Source organism: Vibrio sp. MarTm2 (assembly GCF_027587055.1).
In the GTDB taxonomy this organism is placed as follows: domain Bacteria; phylum Pseudomonadota; class Gammaproteobacteria; order Enterobacterales; family Vibrionaceae; genus Vibrio; species Vibrio sinaloensis_D.
In genome coordinates, this window is the sequence record NZ_JAPPTK010000004.1 from 27,314 (window position 1) to 42,497 (window position 15,184).

Genomic DNA, 15,184 nt, shown 5'->3' on the forward strand with positions numbered 1-15,184 from the left:
AAATGAGTTATAACGCGTAGTTTGCCGACCAATTCTCGAGGATCGATTGGTAAGGTTTGATGAAATGTTCTTCAGTGAACTTGCCTTGTTGCACTGCCAACTGGCTTCGTTCTACTCGGTCGTAAACGATTTGAGTCACAGAGTGGTCTGAGTTTTTCAGATTCGGTTTGTAGCATTTCCCCGCAACCGCATTCGCGTTGTAGATCTCTGGACGATAGATTTTTTGGAATGTTTCCATTGTGCTGATGGTGCTGATTAACTCCAAGTTCGTGTAGTCATTTAACAAGTCACCAAAAAAGTAGAATGCAAACGGAGCAACACTATTTGGTGGCATGAAGTAGCGCACTTGCAGACCCATTTTTTGGAAGTATTGTTCCGTTAACGAAGACTCATTAGGTTGGTATTCGTAACCCAATACTGGATGCTGGTTTTCAGTACGGAAATAGGTTTTATTGTCTGAAACACTTAAGCAGATCACTGGCGGTTTATTAAAATGCTGCTTGTAAGTTGAAGAGTCGACAAAATATTTAAACAGCTTACCGTGGAGGTCGCCAAAATTATCTGGCACCGTGAATTGCGGTTGATCTTTATTGTGGTCGAGAAGAAGAACACTAAAGTCGTAATCACGAACATAGGAAGAGAAGTTATTTCCTACGATGCCTTCAATACGCTCATTGGTTTTATGATCGACGATATACGTTTTCAGTACTTCGATTGAAGGGAAACTTTCGTCGCCTTCAACCACGTCCATATCGACAGAGACAATCTCGAGTTCCACTGAGTAACGGTCACCGTTTGGGTTATCCCAGTGTGCTAAGGCATTGAAACGGTTATCGATCATCTTTAACGCATTACGAAGGTTGGCTTGGCGGCTTTCCCCACGTGCCAAGTTGGCAAAATTGGTGGTGATTCGAGTGCTATCTGCTGGTTGATAATGTTCGTCAAGGCTAATGCTTTTAATCGTAAAGTTGAAATCTGTACTCATGGCGGTCTGCGATCCTATTTCCTGAGATGAAAGCTGATTTATAATTTTGCTCGCTGCGAGATATTCCTTGTTATTTTTCTCGCGCTCTACCCGTATTTTGTTTGGTGATTCTAGTGAGCGTCATGGGTAATTTGAGCGTTGGTTGAGTTATACCGTTGAACAGCAGGTTAATAACAGCGGAAATCCTTCACGTTCAATATGAGAAAAATTCATGTTTCTTCCGAACCGCGAAGGGATATATTGATGTGCTACAAACGGCGAATGGAATCGTTTTAATCGTCGCCGCGATAAACAAATAAAGGTGAAGCAGTGAGTGACATAGTGTTATTAGTGGTGATGTGTGCGTTGTTGGGCAGCGGCGTAGGTTTCTTAGCCGGATTACTGGGTATTGGCGGTGGGTTAGTGATTGTGCCGATACTAAGTGTAATTTTATTGCACTTCCAAGTCTTGCCTGCAGAGCAGGTGGTGATCTGTGCGATCGCAACCTCTCTCGCGTCGATTCTGTTTACTTCCACCTCTTCGGCACTTGCCCATCATCGAAATGGTAATGTGCCATGGGAGTTGGCGCCGTGGATTATGACTGGCGTGGCTCTTGGCGCGCTTGTGAGTGGTTTTCTGGCCGCGCTATTGCCCGAGCAGGTGGTGCGCATTGTATTCGCTGTAAGCGTTGTGCTTATCGCCCTTAAAATGTTGCTTGGTGGCAAAGGGGACAACTCGACGGAGCGCGCTATGCCAAATAAAGGGTTACTGACGGTGTTAACCACGTTGACTGGCGGTTTGTCGGCAATGATTGGTATCGGTGGCGGTGCGTTGTTGGTGCCTTTGTTGACCTTTTTCTCTGTCGACATGAAAAAAGCCATTGGCTGCGCATCGGCGTGTGGGATTGTCATCGCGCTGAGCGGTTCTGTTGGCTATATCACCTCAGGCAGTGCTGACTTTGCCCTCAGCGATGGGTTTGCAGGCTTTGTCTACCTACCGGCACTGTTTGGCATCGTTTGTACCTCTTGGTTTACTGCGCCGCTTGGGGCGAAAGCAACACAATCCTTGCCCGTTGCGGTTATTAAGAAAATCTTCGCGGCACTCTTGCTTGCGATGGCAACCAACATGGCGCTCAGCTAACGCTCTTCGTTCTGCCAAGCAATCGAACGGTTTGCTTGGCAGAGTGGATTAAAGCCAAATATGGTTGATTGGCGTATCGCGCTCGTAGTGATATGCGATTTGTGCCTGCAATAGCTCGGCGGTGGCCACGGCATCTGTGAGCGCATGGTGTGGAGTGTATTGCGGTAAACCGTAGCGAGAGCGACTCGCGCCAAGTCTAACTGAAGCCGGTTTACGCCCCTTTAATCGATTAATAAGCCCACCGTTGGATTTTTGTTGGACTAAGGTTTCAAGCTGCATGGTGTCAACGACGGGAAACTCTATCCCTTCATTGATACGGGTAAGTAGCGCTCGGTTAAAAAACTCTCTCTCTATTCGCTGATAATGGACGACCATAATTCGCCCTTGCATTTGCGCCAATATCTCAGCGAACACTTCACTTAAATCAGGCGCATCCAAGACATCTGAGTGGGTGATGCCGTGGATGATCACTGAGTCTTCTTCAAGTGGTTTCCGAGGACGAACCGTCCAGTGTTTGGCTTGGTTAATCAACACTCGGTTGAGCGTGAAAGGAACCGTACCAATCGTGATGATGTCATCTTGCTCGGAATCGAGCCCTGTGGTTTCAAAATCCATCGCCAAAAAAGTGACCTCGTCGAGAGGCGTTTGCGCGTCAACCACACCGGCTTGATAGTACTCGCGCAGTTCGGGATGCTGAACCGATTCCAGTTTGCGTTTGAACTTCATTGGCCAGTCTATGCTCGGCGGCGTCATAATTCGTTTGATCATTGTCGCCTCTTACTTGAAGTTGTTGCTGGCTTGATAGCGGAATTTAAGGAAGTTCTGCGCATTGCTTAAGATCTGGAACGCGTCTTTAAGGTTACGACGTTCGAAATCAGACAGGTTTTCAGGCTCTATGTTATTATCCGGATCGATCTGATTCTCAACATCGAATGCTTGGTGGCGAATACGCACCATGGAGATAAACTCTAGTGCGTCGCTCAGGTCGCGCGCTTTCCCTTTAGGCAAAATGCCTGCTTCCTGAATGTCGTCTAAGCGTTCGAACGAGTTCTTAGAGCGTGAACCGACCGCCAAAGCGTGAACACGGATAAGATCCGCCAATGGGGCTGTGCCACGTCGTTTCAAATTGATAGAGTTTTTGTGCTGGCCATCTTTTTCCATGACAAAGTCTTTGAAAAAGCCTAAAGGTGGCGTTCGGTTCATGGCGTTTCGAGCCAAACACGCGAGGAAGCGATTGTTCCTTCTTGCTCGACGAACAATAAATCCATTCAGTTGCTCTGCCCATTTAAGGCGACCATAAACGCCATCAAGGTCGAAGAAAATTGAAGCGTTGAGCAGCGCTTTCGGGTTCGGGTCGTCAATCCAATCGGCGAAGCACTCTTCCCACTCGGTGCGTGTCATGCGCCAATCTGGATTAGTCGCCATGATGTCACCAGTACAGTAGGTGTAGCCGCATTTGTCTAAGCCATCACAAACGCGTTTGGCTAACTCTGCAAAATAGACATCGTGTTCTTGTTTGACAAAGGTGTTATCAAGAATGATGGCGTTGTCTTGATCCGTGACCAGCAATTGTTCGTCGCGTCCCATCGACCCTAAAGCGACAAAACAATAGGGTATTGGTGGTTCACCCAGCTCTTCTTCTGCGAGTTCAATGATGCGCTGTTTGAAGCTTCGGCCAATCACCGACATCGCGCTGCCGACCATGTGAGAGTTGGCGTCTTCGTTTACTAATCGAACAAAGCTGTCTTTTACTTGTTCAGAGAGTGTCGCCAGCTCGTCGATCGATTGTTGCTGGAAGATACTACTCACCAGCAGCAGCGAGTTTTGTGACTCGTAGCGAACAATATCGGTAGCTTCAATAATGCCAATTGGTTTTTTGTCTTTTAATACTGGAAGGTGATGCACGTTGTAGCGGAGCATAGTGAGCATGGCTTCGTAAACGTAAGCGTTGTGGTCGAGCGAGATCACTTCGGTGGTCATGACACTCGAGACATCATCATTCGGGTCTAAACCTTGGGCAAGCACGCGGGTACAAAGGTCGCGGTCAGTAATGATGCCGACGAGGGGATTGTTGTCATCGTCGTCATCTTCGAGAACATCTGGGTCGATAATCAGCAAAGATGAGACATTTTCATCCGCCATCTTAATGGCTGCATTTTGGATCGACTCTGTTTTGATGACAAAAGGCGCTTCACCGCTGAGTAGGGTGCGTACTTTAGACGTCGTTAAGTCATTTTGCTCGTTATTGCTCGATACCGCTTGGCGTAATCGGGCGTTATCTTCTACTTCGACGAAGTCGGCAAAGGTTTCATGCTTTTCATACAACTCTTGAAAGACCGCTTCTGGAATGCAGTAAAGCAACGTGTCTTTAATCGCTTTTGCGGGAAACCGGACTTTGTTATTGGTTAGCAGTCCCATCTGCCCGAATAATGCCCCTTCATCAAGTCGATTGTAGAGCTCGCCTTTGCGTCGATACACTTCGACGACTCCGCTACGAACCATATAAAGATCATGGATTTCGTCGCCAAAATGAATCACAGGGGTATCTTCTCGGAAGTAAGAGATTTCAACATGCTTGGTGACGAAATTAAGTACGTCATCTTCAAGTTCGTCGAAAGGCGGGTGTTGGGCGAGGAAGTTTTTGATTTCCAGTAGTTCTGCTTCCATGAAGAGTTCCAGTTTTCGCGAAGTGATGTACCAATGGTACATGATATCGAGGCCAACTGCATGGAGAGAGCGGAAATGAGGATAAAAAAGAGGCTAAGTTTGAACTACTTAGCCTCGAACTGCGGTTTAAATTGTAATCAACTTAAGCCAATGATGTTGCCGTCATCATCAAGATCAAGGTTCATAAAGGCGGGTTTTTCTGGCAAGCCCGGCATGGTCATGACGTTGCCACACAGCGCATAAACAAAGCCTGCGCCTGCACATAGACGAAGTTCGCGGATTGGCACATCAAACCCTGATGGCGCGCCCTTAATACTGCCATTGGTTGAAATGGATAGCGGTGACTTCGCAAGGCAAACTGCTAGGTTGTCGAATCCGTGCGCTTTGAGTTCATCAAGCTGTTTGCGAGCTTGATAGCTAAGTGTCACACCGGCTGCCCCGTAACCCACTTCAGCTACCGCCATCAGTTTTTCTTCCGTGGTTTGGTTGAATGCGTACAGAGGAGTGAATGTGACCTGTTTTTCGCATTGGGCGATCACTTTCTTGGCAAGTTCTACCGTTCCTTCTCCACCTTTGGCAAAACCTTCACTGATAGCCACTTCAACCTCGTTAGGTAACGACTCGATCATCGCTTTAAGGGCTTGCAACTCTTCATCGCTATCTTGCGGGAAGCGATTAATCGCGACCACCGTAGGGACACCATATTTGCTGACGTTGTTGATATGCCATTTAAGATTTTCGAAACCTGCAACGAGTGCATCTTCGTCGTCATTAAATAGGGAGTCAGGTATTGGTTGGCCAGGCTTTAAGTCATAAAGACCGGAGTTTGCTTTTAGGCCGCGAAGGGTTGCGACGATAACCGCACAATCTGGCGATTTCTGTGACATTTGCGCTTTGATATTACACGCTTTCTCAAAGCCCATGTCGGAGCCGAAGCCGCCTTCAGTGACCGTGAACTCACCCAACTTGGTCGCGATGTTATCGGCGATAATTGAAGAGTTGCCGTGGGCGATGTTGGCGAATGGACCAGCGTGGATTAACGTTGGTACGCCCTCAAGCGTTTGCATGAGCGTTGGCTCGATCGCTTCTTTCATGCTTACTGCCATCGCACCGGCGACTTGCAAATCTTCCGTTGTAATCGGGTTACCATCAATATCGTAAGCGACAACAATACGGCCAATGCGAACACGAAGATCTTTTAGGTCAGAGGCAAGGGCAAGGATAGCCATTAGCTCAGATGCAGCGGAAATATCGAAGCCATCTTCACGCTCAAAACCGTTAATGGTTTTGTTAGGTTCGTTGCGACCTACGGTGACCATGCGTAGAGCACGATCATTGTGGTCCATCACGCGCTTCCAAACGACGCGTTTTGGATCGACCTTGAGCGCTTTCATCCCCGTGCGTTGCTCAAAGTCTTTATAGCCTTGGCGTTGCTCGTGATAGATGCGCGCGTCAATTGCGGCCGCAGCCAAATTGTGCGCCGCAGTCACGGCATGGATATCACCAGTAAGGTGCAGGTTTAGCTCTTCCATCGGGGCGACTTGAGAGTAACCACCGCCCGCTGCACCGCCTTTCACGCCAAAAACGGGGCCCATAGAGGGCTGGCGAATACACGCCATCACTGAGTGATTTAATTTGGCAATGCCTTGAGCTAGGCCAATGGTTGTGACCGTTTTACCTTCGCCAAGTGGCGTGGGGGTAATGGCGGTGACAAGAACCAACTTTCCGCTATCGCGGTTTGACAGGCGCTTTAGGCTATCAAGGGAAATTTTGGCCTTGTATTTTCCTTGGCTGTGGAAGTCTGATTCTAGTAAACCAGCTTGTTGAGCAACCTCAGATATAGGCAGCAGTGATGTCGTACGGCAGATCTCGATATCGGACAGCATAAAACCCTCTAAAAACACACACAAATAGTAAGGCAAACGTTTGCGCAAGGATAATAACGTTAAATAGTACGTTGTAAAGCGATAGTTTTAGTTTGATGTCGACTTTAACTGAAATCGGACCAGGATGGAACGTAAAGAGGTAGCACCGATAAAAAAGGACCTACCGTAAAGGTAGGCCAAATCCCTAAGTTTCCCTGTGGAGCAAGGATGGGGGAGGGTGATTAGATATAAATATCTAAGGAGGAGAAATCTTAAGCGGCAACTGACTCTTTGTTGGCAATCGTAATCAAACGGCTGATGTTGATGTCGCCTGAACCTTCAACGGACTCAAAACGCGAGATCAGGAGCGAATGAATGCCGCTATCACGGATCGGCTTATCGAGGATATCCAATACCGTATCGGATAGATCGCGGTCCTCTACCGAAGCGTAAACGGGCTCGACCCCACGCAACAGTGACAGGCGAGCTAATAGCTTTTCATCATTGCTCAGCGCCCAAATCACGGCTTTGCTGTGGCAACGAGACATGAGCAGAGGAGTCTCACCGCTGTTTGTGAACACCGCAACACCAAGGTTTTGTTGTGAGCGCGCGGCCAGCAATATCGAAGAAATGGCAAAGCTTTTACTGCTGCTACTGCACAGTTGTTGAACGTTTTCCCAGCATTGGCTTGAGCATTCGGTTTCCAGTTCAACGCCGCGCGCGATACGTGCCATCGCTTTTACGGCCTCGACAGGGTAAGCGCCAGTGGCCGATTCAGCAGAGAGCATCACAGCATCGGTGCCATCGATAACTGCGTTGGCGACATCCATGACTTCTGCACGGGTTGGCAGCGGGTTTTCAATCATGGATTCCATCATTTGTGTGGCGGTAATGACCGGTTTGCCAAAGTGTTTTGCACGACCAATTAAGGTTTTTTGCACGCGCGGTAAGCGAGCGTCTCCGATTTCTACGCCAAGGTCTCCGCGGGCGACCATAATGACGTCGGACGCTTGAATCACCTTATCCATTGCGTCTTGGTTAGCAACGATTTCGGCGCGCTCAATTTTAGCGACGATTTGCGCTTGGCAACCCGCTTGGCGAGCGATCTGTCTGGCATCTTGCAAATCTTCCGCGTTGCGTGGAAACGAAACCGCGAGAAACTCAGCATCAATCACAGCGGCGGTTTGAATATCTTGTTTGTCTTTTTCAGTTAAGGCGGGGGCAGAGAGTCCGCCACCGAGCAAATTGATCCCTTTGCGATTGGAGAGTTTTCCGCCGTTGATGACCTTGGTCTCGACCATGGTTTTCTCGTCGTTTATTGCAGAAACTTCCAGTTGGATTCGACCATCATCAAGCAGCAGTTGGTTGCCAAGTGAGAGGTCTTTGATGAGTTGTGGGTAATCCAAACCGACACGTTGCTCATCGCCTGATTGTGAGTCTAGCGTACCATCGAGAATAAATGTGTCGCCGGCGTTCAGGTGAATCGCGTCATTTTTAAATCCTGCAATGCGAATCTTAGGACCTTGAAGGTCGACCAATATACCGACGTGTTTGCCTAGCTTAGCGGCGGCCACTCGCACTCTTGCTGCGGTAGCGATGTGATCCGCTGGGTTGCCGTGAGAGAAATTCAGGCGCACGACATTCACACCAGCGAGGATCATATCTTCTAACACAGGGGAGCTTTGGCTTGCTGGACCAACTGTTGCGACAATTTTTGTTTTGTTCATAACCTTACCTTTAACAACATAACTGAAATTGAGTATTAAAAAGGGGGAGGCTGGTGGTCGTATTCCTTGACAGGGCAGAAACTCGTCATGGATATGAGCCTTTACGATGAGCTTTCACCGTAGAATGACGACCGCCAGCCAGAGGGGAGCGAACTCCCCGTATGTTGTTAGCTTGCTGGGTTAGCTTTTAGCTCAGGTTTTTGCTCTGAGTCGATGTCGACCACTTTCTTCGCATTCCAAACGGTCAATGCTAAGAGTAGTGACACAACACCTGCCGCTAGCCAGAAGTACTGAGCTTGAGAGAAGTCATAATGCTTAACGCCATCAACCTCTGTGATTGTGATGAGCGATGCTGATACAACTTCTTGCGCAGAGGCGGCCATGTAAGAGAACAGACCAATGAAGCCTTTTACCGCACCGACTGCGTTTTTCGGCATTAGGTCACAAGCTGTTAGACCCGCTAGGAATACCACAAGACCACCAATCGCGAAGCCAATCAATCCAAGTGCGACGGCATCAATAATGCGGTTGTCTGGACCAAAGAACATCAAACACATACCTGCAATGTTTGCCAATCCGTAAAGTAGGGTTGGGATATGACGGTTCGCATTGAACAGTTTGTCTGACACGATACCGGACAAAATAGCACCTGCAAGGCCAGCAATAGGGTACGTTGACATCGCAAAACCAGCATCAATCAGCGAGTAGCCTTTTGACTCTTGAAGGTAAAGCACTGCCCAAGAAGACATAGCGTAGCGAGAGACATACATAGCTGCACACGCCGCTGCAATAAGCCATACCACAGGCTGTTTTAGAACAAACATCTGAGCACGGCGTGTCTCTTTAGGATCGTTTGCTTTCTTGATTTCTGGCTCTTCATCGAATGCTGTTGCAGCATCTGGTAGACCATATGTTTGAGGGCGGTCTTTAAGTGCAAAGAACATGCAAAGTGCTGCTGCAATGGCCGCGATACCAGCGCCAATGAAGCCTGCGCGCCAGCCTAGGTAGCTCACTAGCGTTGCGGTTAGGATCCAAGTGATACCTTCACCAATGTTACGTGAACCGCCCCATACAGAGTAGCGAGAGCCACGCTGTTTTGGCGAGAACCATTGGAACAAGGAAACACATGACGGTGCTGAACCAACCGACTGGAACCAACCGTTCAAGCCCCAAAGCAGAACAAAGAAGAAACCGGCTGTGTTTAAGCCCATTACGATGGCCGTTGCACCTGATAAGAGCAGTGAAAACGACATAAAGCGGCCAATGTTGGCGTAGTCAGAAAGGAAGCCGTTTGAAAACTTACCTATCGCATAGGTAAAGAAGAACGCCGAGCCCATGATACCCAACTCTTCAATGGTTACTATGCCAGCATCAAGCATCGGTTTCTTAACGACACCTAAGCTCATACGAACAACGTAGAAAACGGCATAACCGAAGACTAAGCCTAAAAATACTTGCCATTGGTAACGCTTAAAGCGAGATTGCATGGCTTCTTTCGAACCATCGGACAAAGGTAAGTCCGGACGTGTTTTAAAGAAATTAAACATAAATGTTTCACTCCGTGAATGTGTGACGGTAAATGAGTTGTCGGGAGCATCATGCAGAAGGGAACGAAAACGCTCAAAAGTGACCTTTTGAGACAAAAGTGACTCAAATGAACGATTGGGCTGGGTTAAAAATGGCACTTTTAACCGATCTATCAGTGGCGAAATTGATAGAATTACAGTTAGTGAAATAACAAGATGCGTCAGCAGTGACCCAATTGCTCAAAAAAGAAATTAATGGGGTTTTCACCAGTTTTTGAATTGACGCACATTTCGAAGGGATTTTGTGAAGTGAGATTGATTAGAAAGTTAACCGCGTGGCGCCATCCTATCCTTGCCGCATGGCTGACATTGAGCTCATCGGCTGCGAACAGTCAGGAGCAATTGGTGATATTGACCACCTTCTCTAGCGAGCCGATTGCCGAGCTGATGTTCGAGTACAAGCAGCAAAACCCTAAGGTGGATATCAAACTGATCCACCGTCGGACTCAATCTGCAATTCAACTGTTGAACAAAAGCTATATTCAAGATGTCGATGTGGTACTCAGCTCATCGCCGTTTTTGATGGAAGAGCTCTACAAGCGCAACCAACTGGCCAAGGTTGCCTACGGGAATGAAATGCCCCAGTGGTTGGTGCCGTTTGTATTACCCAAGCGCAATAAAGTGGTGAGCGTTGGCTACTCCGGTGCTGGATTGGTTTGGAACAAAGATTACTTAATGGCGAATAACCTCAAAGCGCCAACACGTTTTCAAGATCTCGCTCGGTTTGACTATTTTGGCCACATCACCATGAGTACTCCAAGCCGCTCGGGCACGACACAAATGATGATCGAGAGCATTCTTGCCAAGCATGGTTGGGACAAAGGCTGGGCGATCATTTTGAACGTAGGGGCAAATTTAGGCACGATTTCTTCGCGCAGTTTTGGTGTGGCTGATTATGTGGCGAAAGGGCAGTTTGGTATTGGCCCAACGATTGACAGTTATGCGCTGGTGCTCCCCAAACAGTTCCAGTATGTGGAATTTACCTACGACTCGGACTTTACCCTGATGCCGACTTACATCGGAATCCTGAAAAAATCGGGCGATAACGCCGCGACCGATCGTTTTATTCGCTTGCTGCTCTCGCAAGATGTCCAAAAAAGTATGGTGGACACCAATTTTGCCAAGCACTCGATCAATGATGATTCGCTGTTCAGTAATAAGAACCCCGCACTCAACTTGGCTAAGCTGATGCAGCGTGAGAAGTTGGTCAACATCATCTTTGATGAAGCGATCACAAAGCGTCTCCCTGAGCTGCAAGATATTTGGCACAGCCTGGCGCAGTTGGAACATGGTCAGGGGGCTGATGTTGAAAAACTCACACAGTTGAGGGAGCTAAAACAGCAGTTGTTTACCATCCCTGTCAGCGAGCAAGAAATTGAACAGCTTGGTGACTCAATCGTTTCTAGAGTCGAGTTTGACGGCCAATCCAATGGGTTAGAACAAGCGATCCTCGCCGAGTTTAGCTACCGTTTTGGGCTAAAGTTCGAGGCTAATCTCGACCAAGTTGCTCGCGAGCTGCGCACATTTCAAGTTGAGTCACCATTATGAACAAGTGGAGTACCATTGGCGCAAAACTGATCATCGCTTTTACGGGGTCAACCGTTCTGCTAACGGTGGTCAGCGCGGTCGCGTGGCTCACATGGAATAGTCTAGACGATCAAGTGAGTGAACTGCTTGAAAACAGTGTGCCCAAATACAACACCAGTTACTTACTAGAAAGCCGAAGCAGTGAGATTCGTCATCGCGTTCAGTTGCTCTCTAGACTCACAAATAAGGTTGAGCTAAATCGCCAAATTGAAGAGCTTTCAGAGCAGTTAGAGGGCATCAATCTTGCGCTGCATCATCAAGAAACCGGAGCTCTGACAGACGAAGAAACGACCACCTTGGCTGAGCGCTATCTTGTATTGGGCGAAACACTCAGGCAATACAGCGCGCTTGTCTTGCAACGCGTTGAGCAAAGCCGTCGGGTCAACAAACTGGAAGAGCAGATTCATTGGCTTCACCAAGATGTGCGATCTGAGTTAACTCCGATTCGACAAGAGCTGCATTGGCTTATCAAGCGAGATGAGAGTGATACCGAGCGAACAACCGCATTGGATCAATTGCGCACCATTCAGCATCTACTAGATGTAGAGTCGAATGTGTTTGCGATGACCAGCGAAGTGATTCAAGCGCAGCAACTGGGGCAAGTGCATAATGCAGCGAAAGTGATTCAGTACAAAATGGACGAGCTTCTGAGCAGCAGTGAGCCGATCTTTGAGTTGCCTTCGTCCATCGCCTACCAGCAATTAATCCAAGAGTTGTCCACCTTGTTGGCGCCTGAAGGGGTGTTCTACCATCAATTGCTCGACAACGTGGCGCTGAACCAGCGTATTGATGTGCTTAAAGCAAACATCGATCAGCAACTTGACGATATCCACCAACAAATCGGTGGTGTAGTTCGCTTGGCAGACGACAGTTTCCTCAATGTGAAAGCACAAACCGCGAGTTTAGTCTCGTACGGTAATCATATATTGATCGTCTGTTTTAGTGTTTCAATCTTGATGTCACTGTTTTTGACCTATTACTTTATCAATCGCCGTATTGTGGCTCGCTTAACGGCACTGAGTTCGAGCATTGATGCGATCACGAAGGGCGATCTCAGCCATCCTATTCAAGTGGATGGAGCGGATGAGATTGGTCGTTTGAGTGAAAAACTGATTGAGTATGGCGAGAGTGTCAAAGAGATACAGCGAACCAATGCAATCAGTTTGATCAACAATACTTCGGCAAGCCTACTGACATGTGACTTGGCAGGCTACGTGGAATCAGCGAACTTAAGTGCGCGTCGCTTGTTAGCCGTGCAAGGGGACGTAGAGAAAAAACTGATCTGGGATTCATTTGAAAACAGCAGCCAAAGGGCGTTGGCAAAAGTGTTTCGACGTGGTGGCGCTCTGTTCAAGCAAGGGCACGATGAGATCGTGTTGTCGGTGTCTGAGCAAAAAGCCTGCTATCTCCATTTTGATTTTCACCTTTTCTCTCATGGACAGCTCAACAAAGTGATTGTCACTATCACAGATATCACCGAGCAAGAGCTCAATACGCGTGAGTTAGAGAAACGCGTGGCAGAAAAAACCTCGGACTTAATCGAAAAAAACCAGCGTTTGTCTGAAGAAATTGTCGAGCGTGAACGCACAGAGCAGAACTTAAAACAGACCCAAGGCGAACTGATTCAAGCAGCGAAAATGGCCGTGGTAGGACAAACCATGACCAGTATGGCACATGAGTTGAATCAACCTTTGAATGCCATGTCGACCTACCTCTACAGCGCCAAGCTTTCAGCGCAATCGGGCGATGAGAAGGCACTAAATCAAACGCTTGCACATATTGAAGGCTTGGCAATGCGAATGGGAAAAATCATTTCCAGTTTACGTAACTTTGCCAAGAAATCTGATGGCGAACAGCTGGCCAAAGAACAAAATCTAAAAGAGATTGCGGAACAAGCGATCACCATAGTCAACCCTAAAGCCAAACGTCAGATGGTTGAGATAGACAATCAACTTGATGACGACCTGCGCGTCCATGGCAATGCGTTAGCGATTGAGCAAGTGTTGATCAATTTGCTGGTCAACAGTTGTGATGCGATTGCAGAGCACAATGGCCCGTTACGTCATATTCGAGTAGAAAGTCTCTACTGCACCCGTTCACATCATGCGATTGGTGTGTTCGATAGTGGTCAAGGGTTTGATAGTCATATCGTCGATAAACTATTTACACCGTTTACCACAACAAAAGAAGTCGGCCTTGGTTTAGGTCTGAACATCAGCCAATCTTTAATGGAAAAGTACGCTGGCAATGTAGTTTTAGCCTCTGGTTTGGACAAAGGCGCTCTTGTGATATTGGAATTACCTCATGCAAACTCTTAATTACTCTGTTCTTCTTGTGGATGACGATCAGGATGTTTTAGATTCCTATAAACATTTGATGGATATTGCAGGTTTAACGGCAAAAGCACTCCTTGACCCGACTGAGGCAACTGGGTATCTCAAACGAGATTGGCCCGGTGTGGTATTGCTGGATATGTATATGCCGCAAATGCACGGCATGGAGTTACTGGAAAAGATCAAACAGATTGATGACCGCATTCCGGTGATCGTGATTACAGGACATGGTGACATTCCGATGGCTGTGGATGCCGTCAGAAAAGGGGCGTGCGAGTTTATAGAGAAACCGATTAATCCAGCGGAACTGCTCGAGATGTTGAAATCTCACCTTGACCTGCGCCGCGCCTTTGTTGAGCAGAAGAAACAAATGGTGGCAACGATTGACAAGTCCCTGGTGGGTAAATCCGCTCAACTGGAGCAAATTCGTCATCTCCTTTCTCAGTACTTATTGCTTGAAAACCATGTTGTCATTTGGGGTGAGTCAGGAAGCGGGCGACACTTAGCGGCGAATTTGCTGCATACCATGTCTTCACAACCAAACAGATGCGAGGCGATACACGCTGACCCTAATTTATCAGAGTCGCAATTGAGCGAGATGCTCGCAAGAGTGACAGCAGGCACCTTGCTGCTTGATGGCGCAGAGCAACTCTCTGAGCCCTGCCAACGAATGCTGGCGCAGCATTTGATCGCCAATGAGAGGGAAGGTAAGGCGTTTAGAGCGATTGCGATATTTGGCAAAGATCCAGAACAGCTCATTGCTGAGCAAAGCCTCATCCCCGAGCTCTATTACGTTTTGAATCAGGGAGTGATAGAGATGCCTCCGCTGCGCCAAAGGCCCGATGATGTCGTGGTGTTGTTCCATCACTTTTTGAAACAGAGCTGTCTCAAGCTCGGCAAAGTCATCCCAAAAGTCGACCCCAATTACCTTTCGGTGTTACGCGGTCACTTATGGCCGGGCAATGTTCGAGAGTTAAGAAATGTGGCTGAGTTGTTTGCAGTAGGTATCGTTAAGTTGACGGGAAAAGACAAAATTTACACCCAAGCTGAAACCATGCTGCCACTTGACGAACTGGTCGATGATTTTGAAAAGGGCGTGATTGAAGATGCGTTATTCCTTCATTCAGGGCGAGTTAGCGACGCTGCGGATTATTTAAAAGTGCCGCGTAAAAAACTCTATTTACGAATGAAAAAGCACGATATTGATAAAGAATCGTTTAAAAGTGCAAAGTAGCGAGAATAGAAAACAACGTCAGTAACCGGTTAAGAGTGGTGAATAACCGCGGAGGACAGCATCACTCTATCGTTCGATTTG

10 protein-coding genes are annotated in these 15,184 nt (G+C 47.7%); 4 read left to right on the top strand and 6 right to left on the bottom strand.

What is annotated here, in order from left to right; all coding sequences use genetic code 11:
- Positions 1-7: 7 nt before the first annotated feature.
- The gene (locus OH458_RS10535; RefSeq protein ID WP_269978296.1) at positions 8-985 is read right to left on the bottom strand and encodes a DUF1852 domain-containing protein; all 978 of its coding nucleotides are present in this window, start codon (positions 983-985) and stop codon (positions 8-10) included.
- 336 nt (positions 986-1,321) lie between these two features.
- On the opposite strand from OH458_RS10535, the gene OH458_RS10540 reads away from it, so the two are divergent.
- Positions 1,322-2,104 (top strand): sulfite exporter TauE/SafE family protein, encoded by a 783-nt coding sequence (locus tag OH458_RS10540; RefSeq protein ID WP_443088515.1) that lies wholly within the window; start codon positions 1,322-1,324, stop codon positions 2,102-2,104.
- Between the two features lie 48 nt (positions 2,105-2,152).
- On the opposite strand, the gene OH458_RS10545 is transcribed toward OH458_RS10540, so the two are convergent.
- The 5 genes from OH458_RS10545 to OH458_RS10565 form a co-directional block, all read right to left on the bottom strand.
- Positions 2,153-2,872 carry a 3'-5' exonuclease gene (locus OH458_RS10545; protein ID WP_269978298.1) on the bottom strand — a complete coding sequence of 240 codons (720 nt, stop codon included), beginning with the start codon at positions 2,870-2,872 and terminating at the stop codon, positions 2,153-2,155.
- 9 nt (positions 2,873-2,881) lie between these two features.
- Positions 2,882-4,771 (bottom strand): DUF294 nucleotidyltransferase-like domain-containing protein, encoded by a 1,890-nt coding sequence (locus tag OH458_RS10550; RefSeq protein WP_269978299.1) that lies wholly within the window; start codon positions 4,769-4,771, stop codon positions 2,882-2,884.
- Between the two features lie 137 nt (positions 4,772-4,908).
- Positions 4,909-6,657 carry a formate--tetrahydrofolate ligase gene (locus OH458_RS10555; protein ID WP_269978300.1) on the bottom strand — a complete coding sequence of 583 codons (1,749 nt, stop codon included), beginning with the start codon at positions 6,655-6,657 and terminating at the stop codon, positions 4,909-4,911.
- A 251-nt stretch (positions 6,658-6,908) separates the two neighbouring features.
- A complete protein-coding gene (gene pyk / locus OH458_RS10560; protein ID WP_269978301.1) occupies positions 6,909-8,363 on the bottom strand; it encodes a pyruvate kinase in 1,455 nt (484 codons plus the stop codon).
- A 167-nt stretch (positions 8,364-8,530) separates the two neighbouring features.
- Positions 8,531-9,910, bottom strand: a complete 1,380-nt coding sequence (locus OH458_RS10565; RefSeq protein WP_269978302.1) for an MFS transporter — start codon at positions 9,908-9,910, stop codon at positions 8,531-8,533.
- A 288-nt stretch (positions 9,911-10,198) separates the two neighbouring features.
- On the opposite strand from OH458_RS10565, the gene OH458_RS10570 reads away from it, so the two are divergent.
- The 3 genes from OH458_RS10570 to OH458_RS10580 are packed head-to-tail and all read left to right on the top strand — an operon-like array spanning position 10,199 to position 15,103.
- Complete coding sequence (locus tag OH458_RS10570; protein ID WP_269978303.1) at positions 10,199-11,497, top strand: ABC transporter substrate-binding protein; 1,299 nt, start codon at positions 10,199-10,201, stop codon at positions 11,495-11,497.
- Positions 11,494-13,854: an ATP-binding protein gene (locus OH458_RS10575; protein WP_269978304.1), complete on the top strand. Its 2,361-nt coding sequence runs from the start codon at positions 11,494-11,496 to the stop codon at positions 13,852-13,854. Before OH458_RS10570 ends, OH458_RS10575 begins: the two co-directional genes overlap by 4 nt.
- Complete coding sequence (locus OH458_RS10580) at positions 13,841-15,103, top strand: sigma-54-dependent transcriptional regulator (RefSeq protein WP_038188881.1); 1,263 nt, start codon at positions 13,841-13,843, stop codon at positions 15,101-15,103. Before OH458_RS10575 ends, OH458_RS10580 begins: the two co-directional genes overlap by 14 nt.
- Positions 15,104-15,184: the final 81 nt, after the last annotated feature.

Excerpts from the sequence above, each read along its gene's own strand:
- OH458_RS10535 (WP_269978296.1), bottom strand. The coding sequence starts at position 985 with ATGAGTACAGATTTCAACTTTACGATTAAAAGCATTAGCCTTGACGAA.
- OH458_RS10540 (WP_443088515.1), top strand. The coding sequence starts at position 1,322 with ATGTGTGCGTTGTTGGGCAGCGGCGTAGGTTTCTTAGCCGGATTACTG.
- OH458_RS10545 (WP_269978298.1), bottom strand. The coding sequence starts at position 2,872 with ATGATCAAACGAATTATGACGCCGCCGAGCATAGACTGGCCAATGAAG.
- OH458_RS10550 (WP_269978299.1), bottom strand. The coding sequence starts at position 4,771 with ATGGAAGCAGAACTACTGGAAATCAAAAACTTCCTCGCCCAACACCCG.
- OH458_RS10555 (WP_269978300.1), bottom strand. The coding sequence starts at position 6,657 with ATGCTGTCCGATATCGAGATCTGCCGTACGACATCACTGCTGCCTATA.
- pyk (WP_269978301.1), bottom strand. The coding sequence starts at position 8,363 with ATGAACAAAACAAAAATTGTCGCAACAGTTGGTCCAGCAAGCCAAAGC.
- OH458_RS10565 (WP_269978302.1), bottom strand. The coding sequence starts at position 9,910 with ATGTTTAATTTCTTTAAAACACGTCCGGACTTACCTTTGTCCGATGGT.
- OH458_RS10575 (WP_269978304.1), top strand. The coding sequence starts at position 11,494 with ATGAACAAGTGGAGTACCATTGGCGCAAAACTGATCATCGCTTTTACG.
- OH458_RS10580 (WP_038188881.1), top strand. The coding sequence starts at position 13,841 with ATGCAAACTCTTAATTACTCTGTTCTTCTTGTGGATGACGATCAGGAT.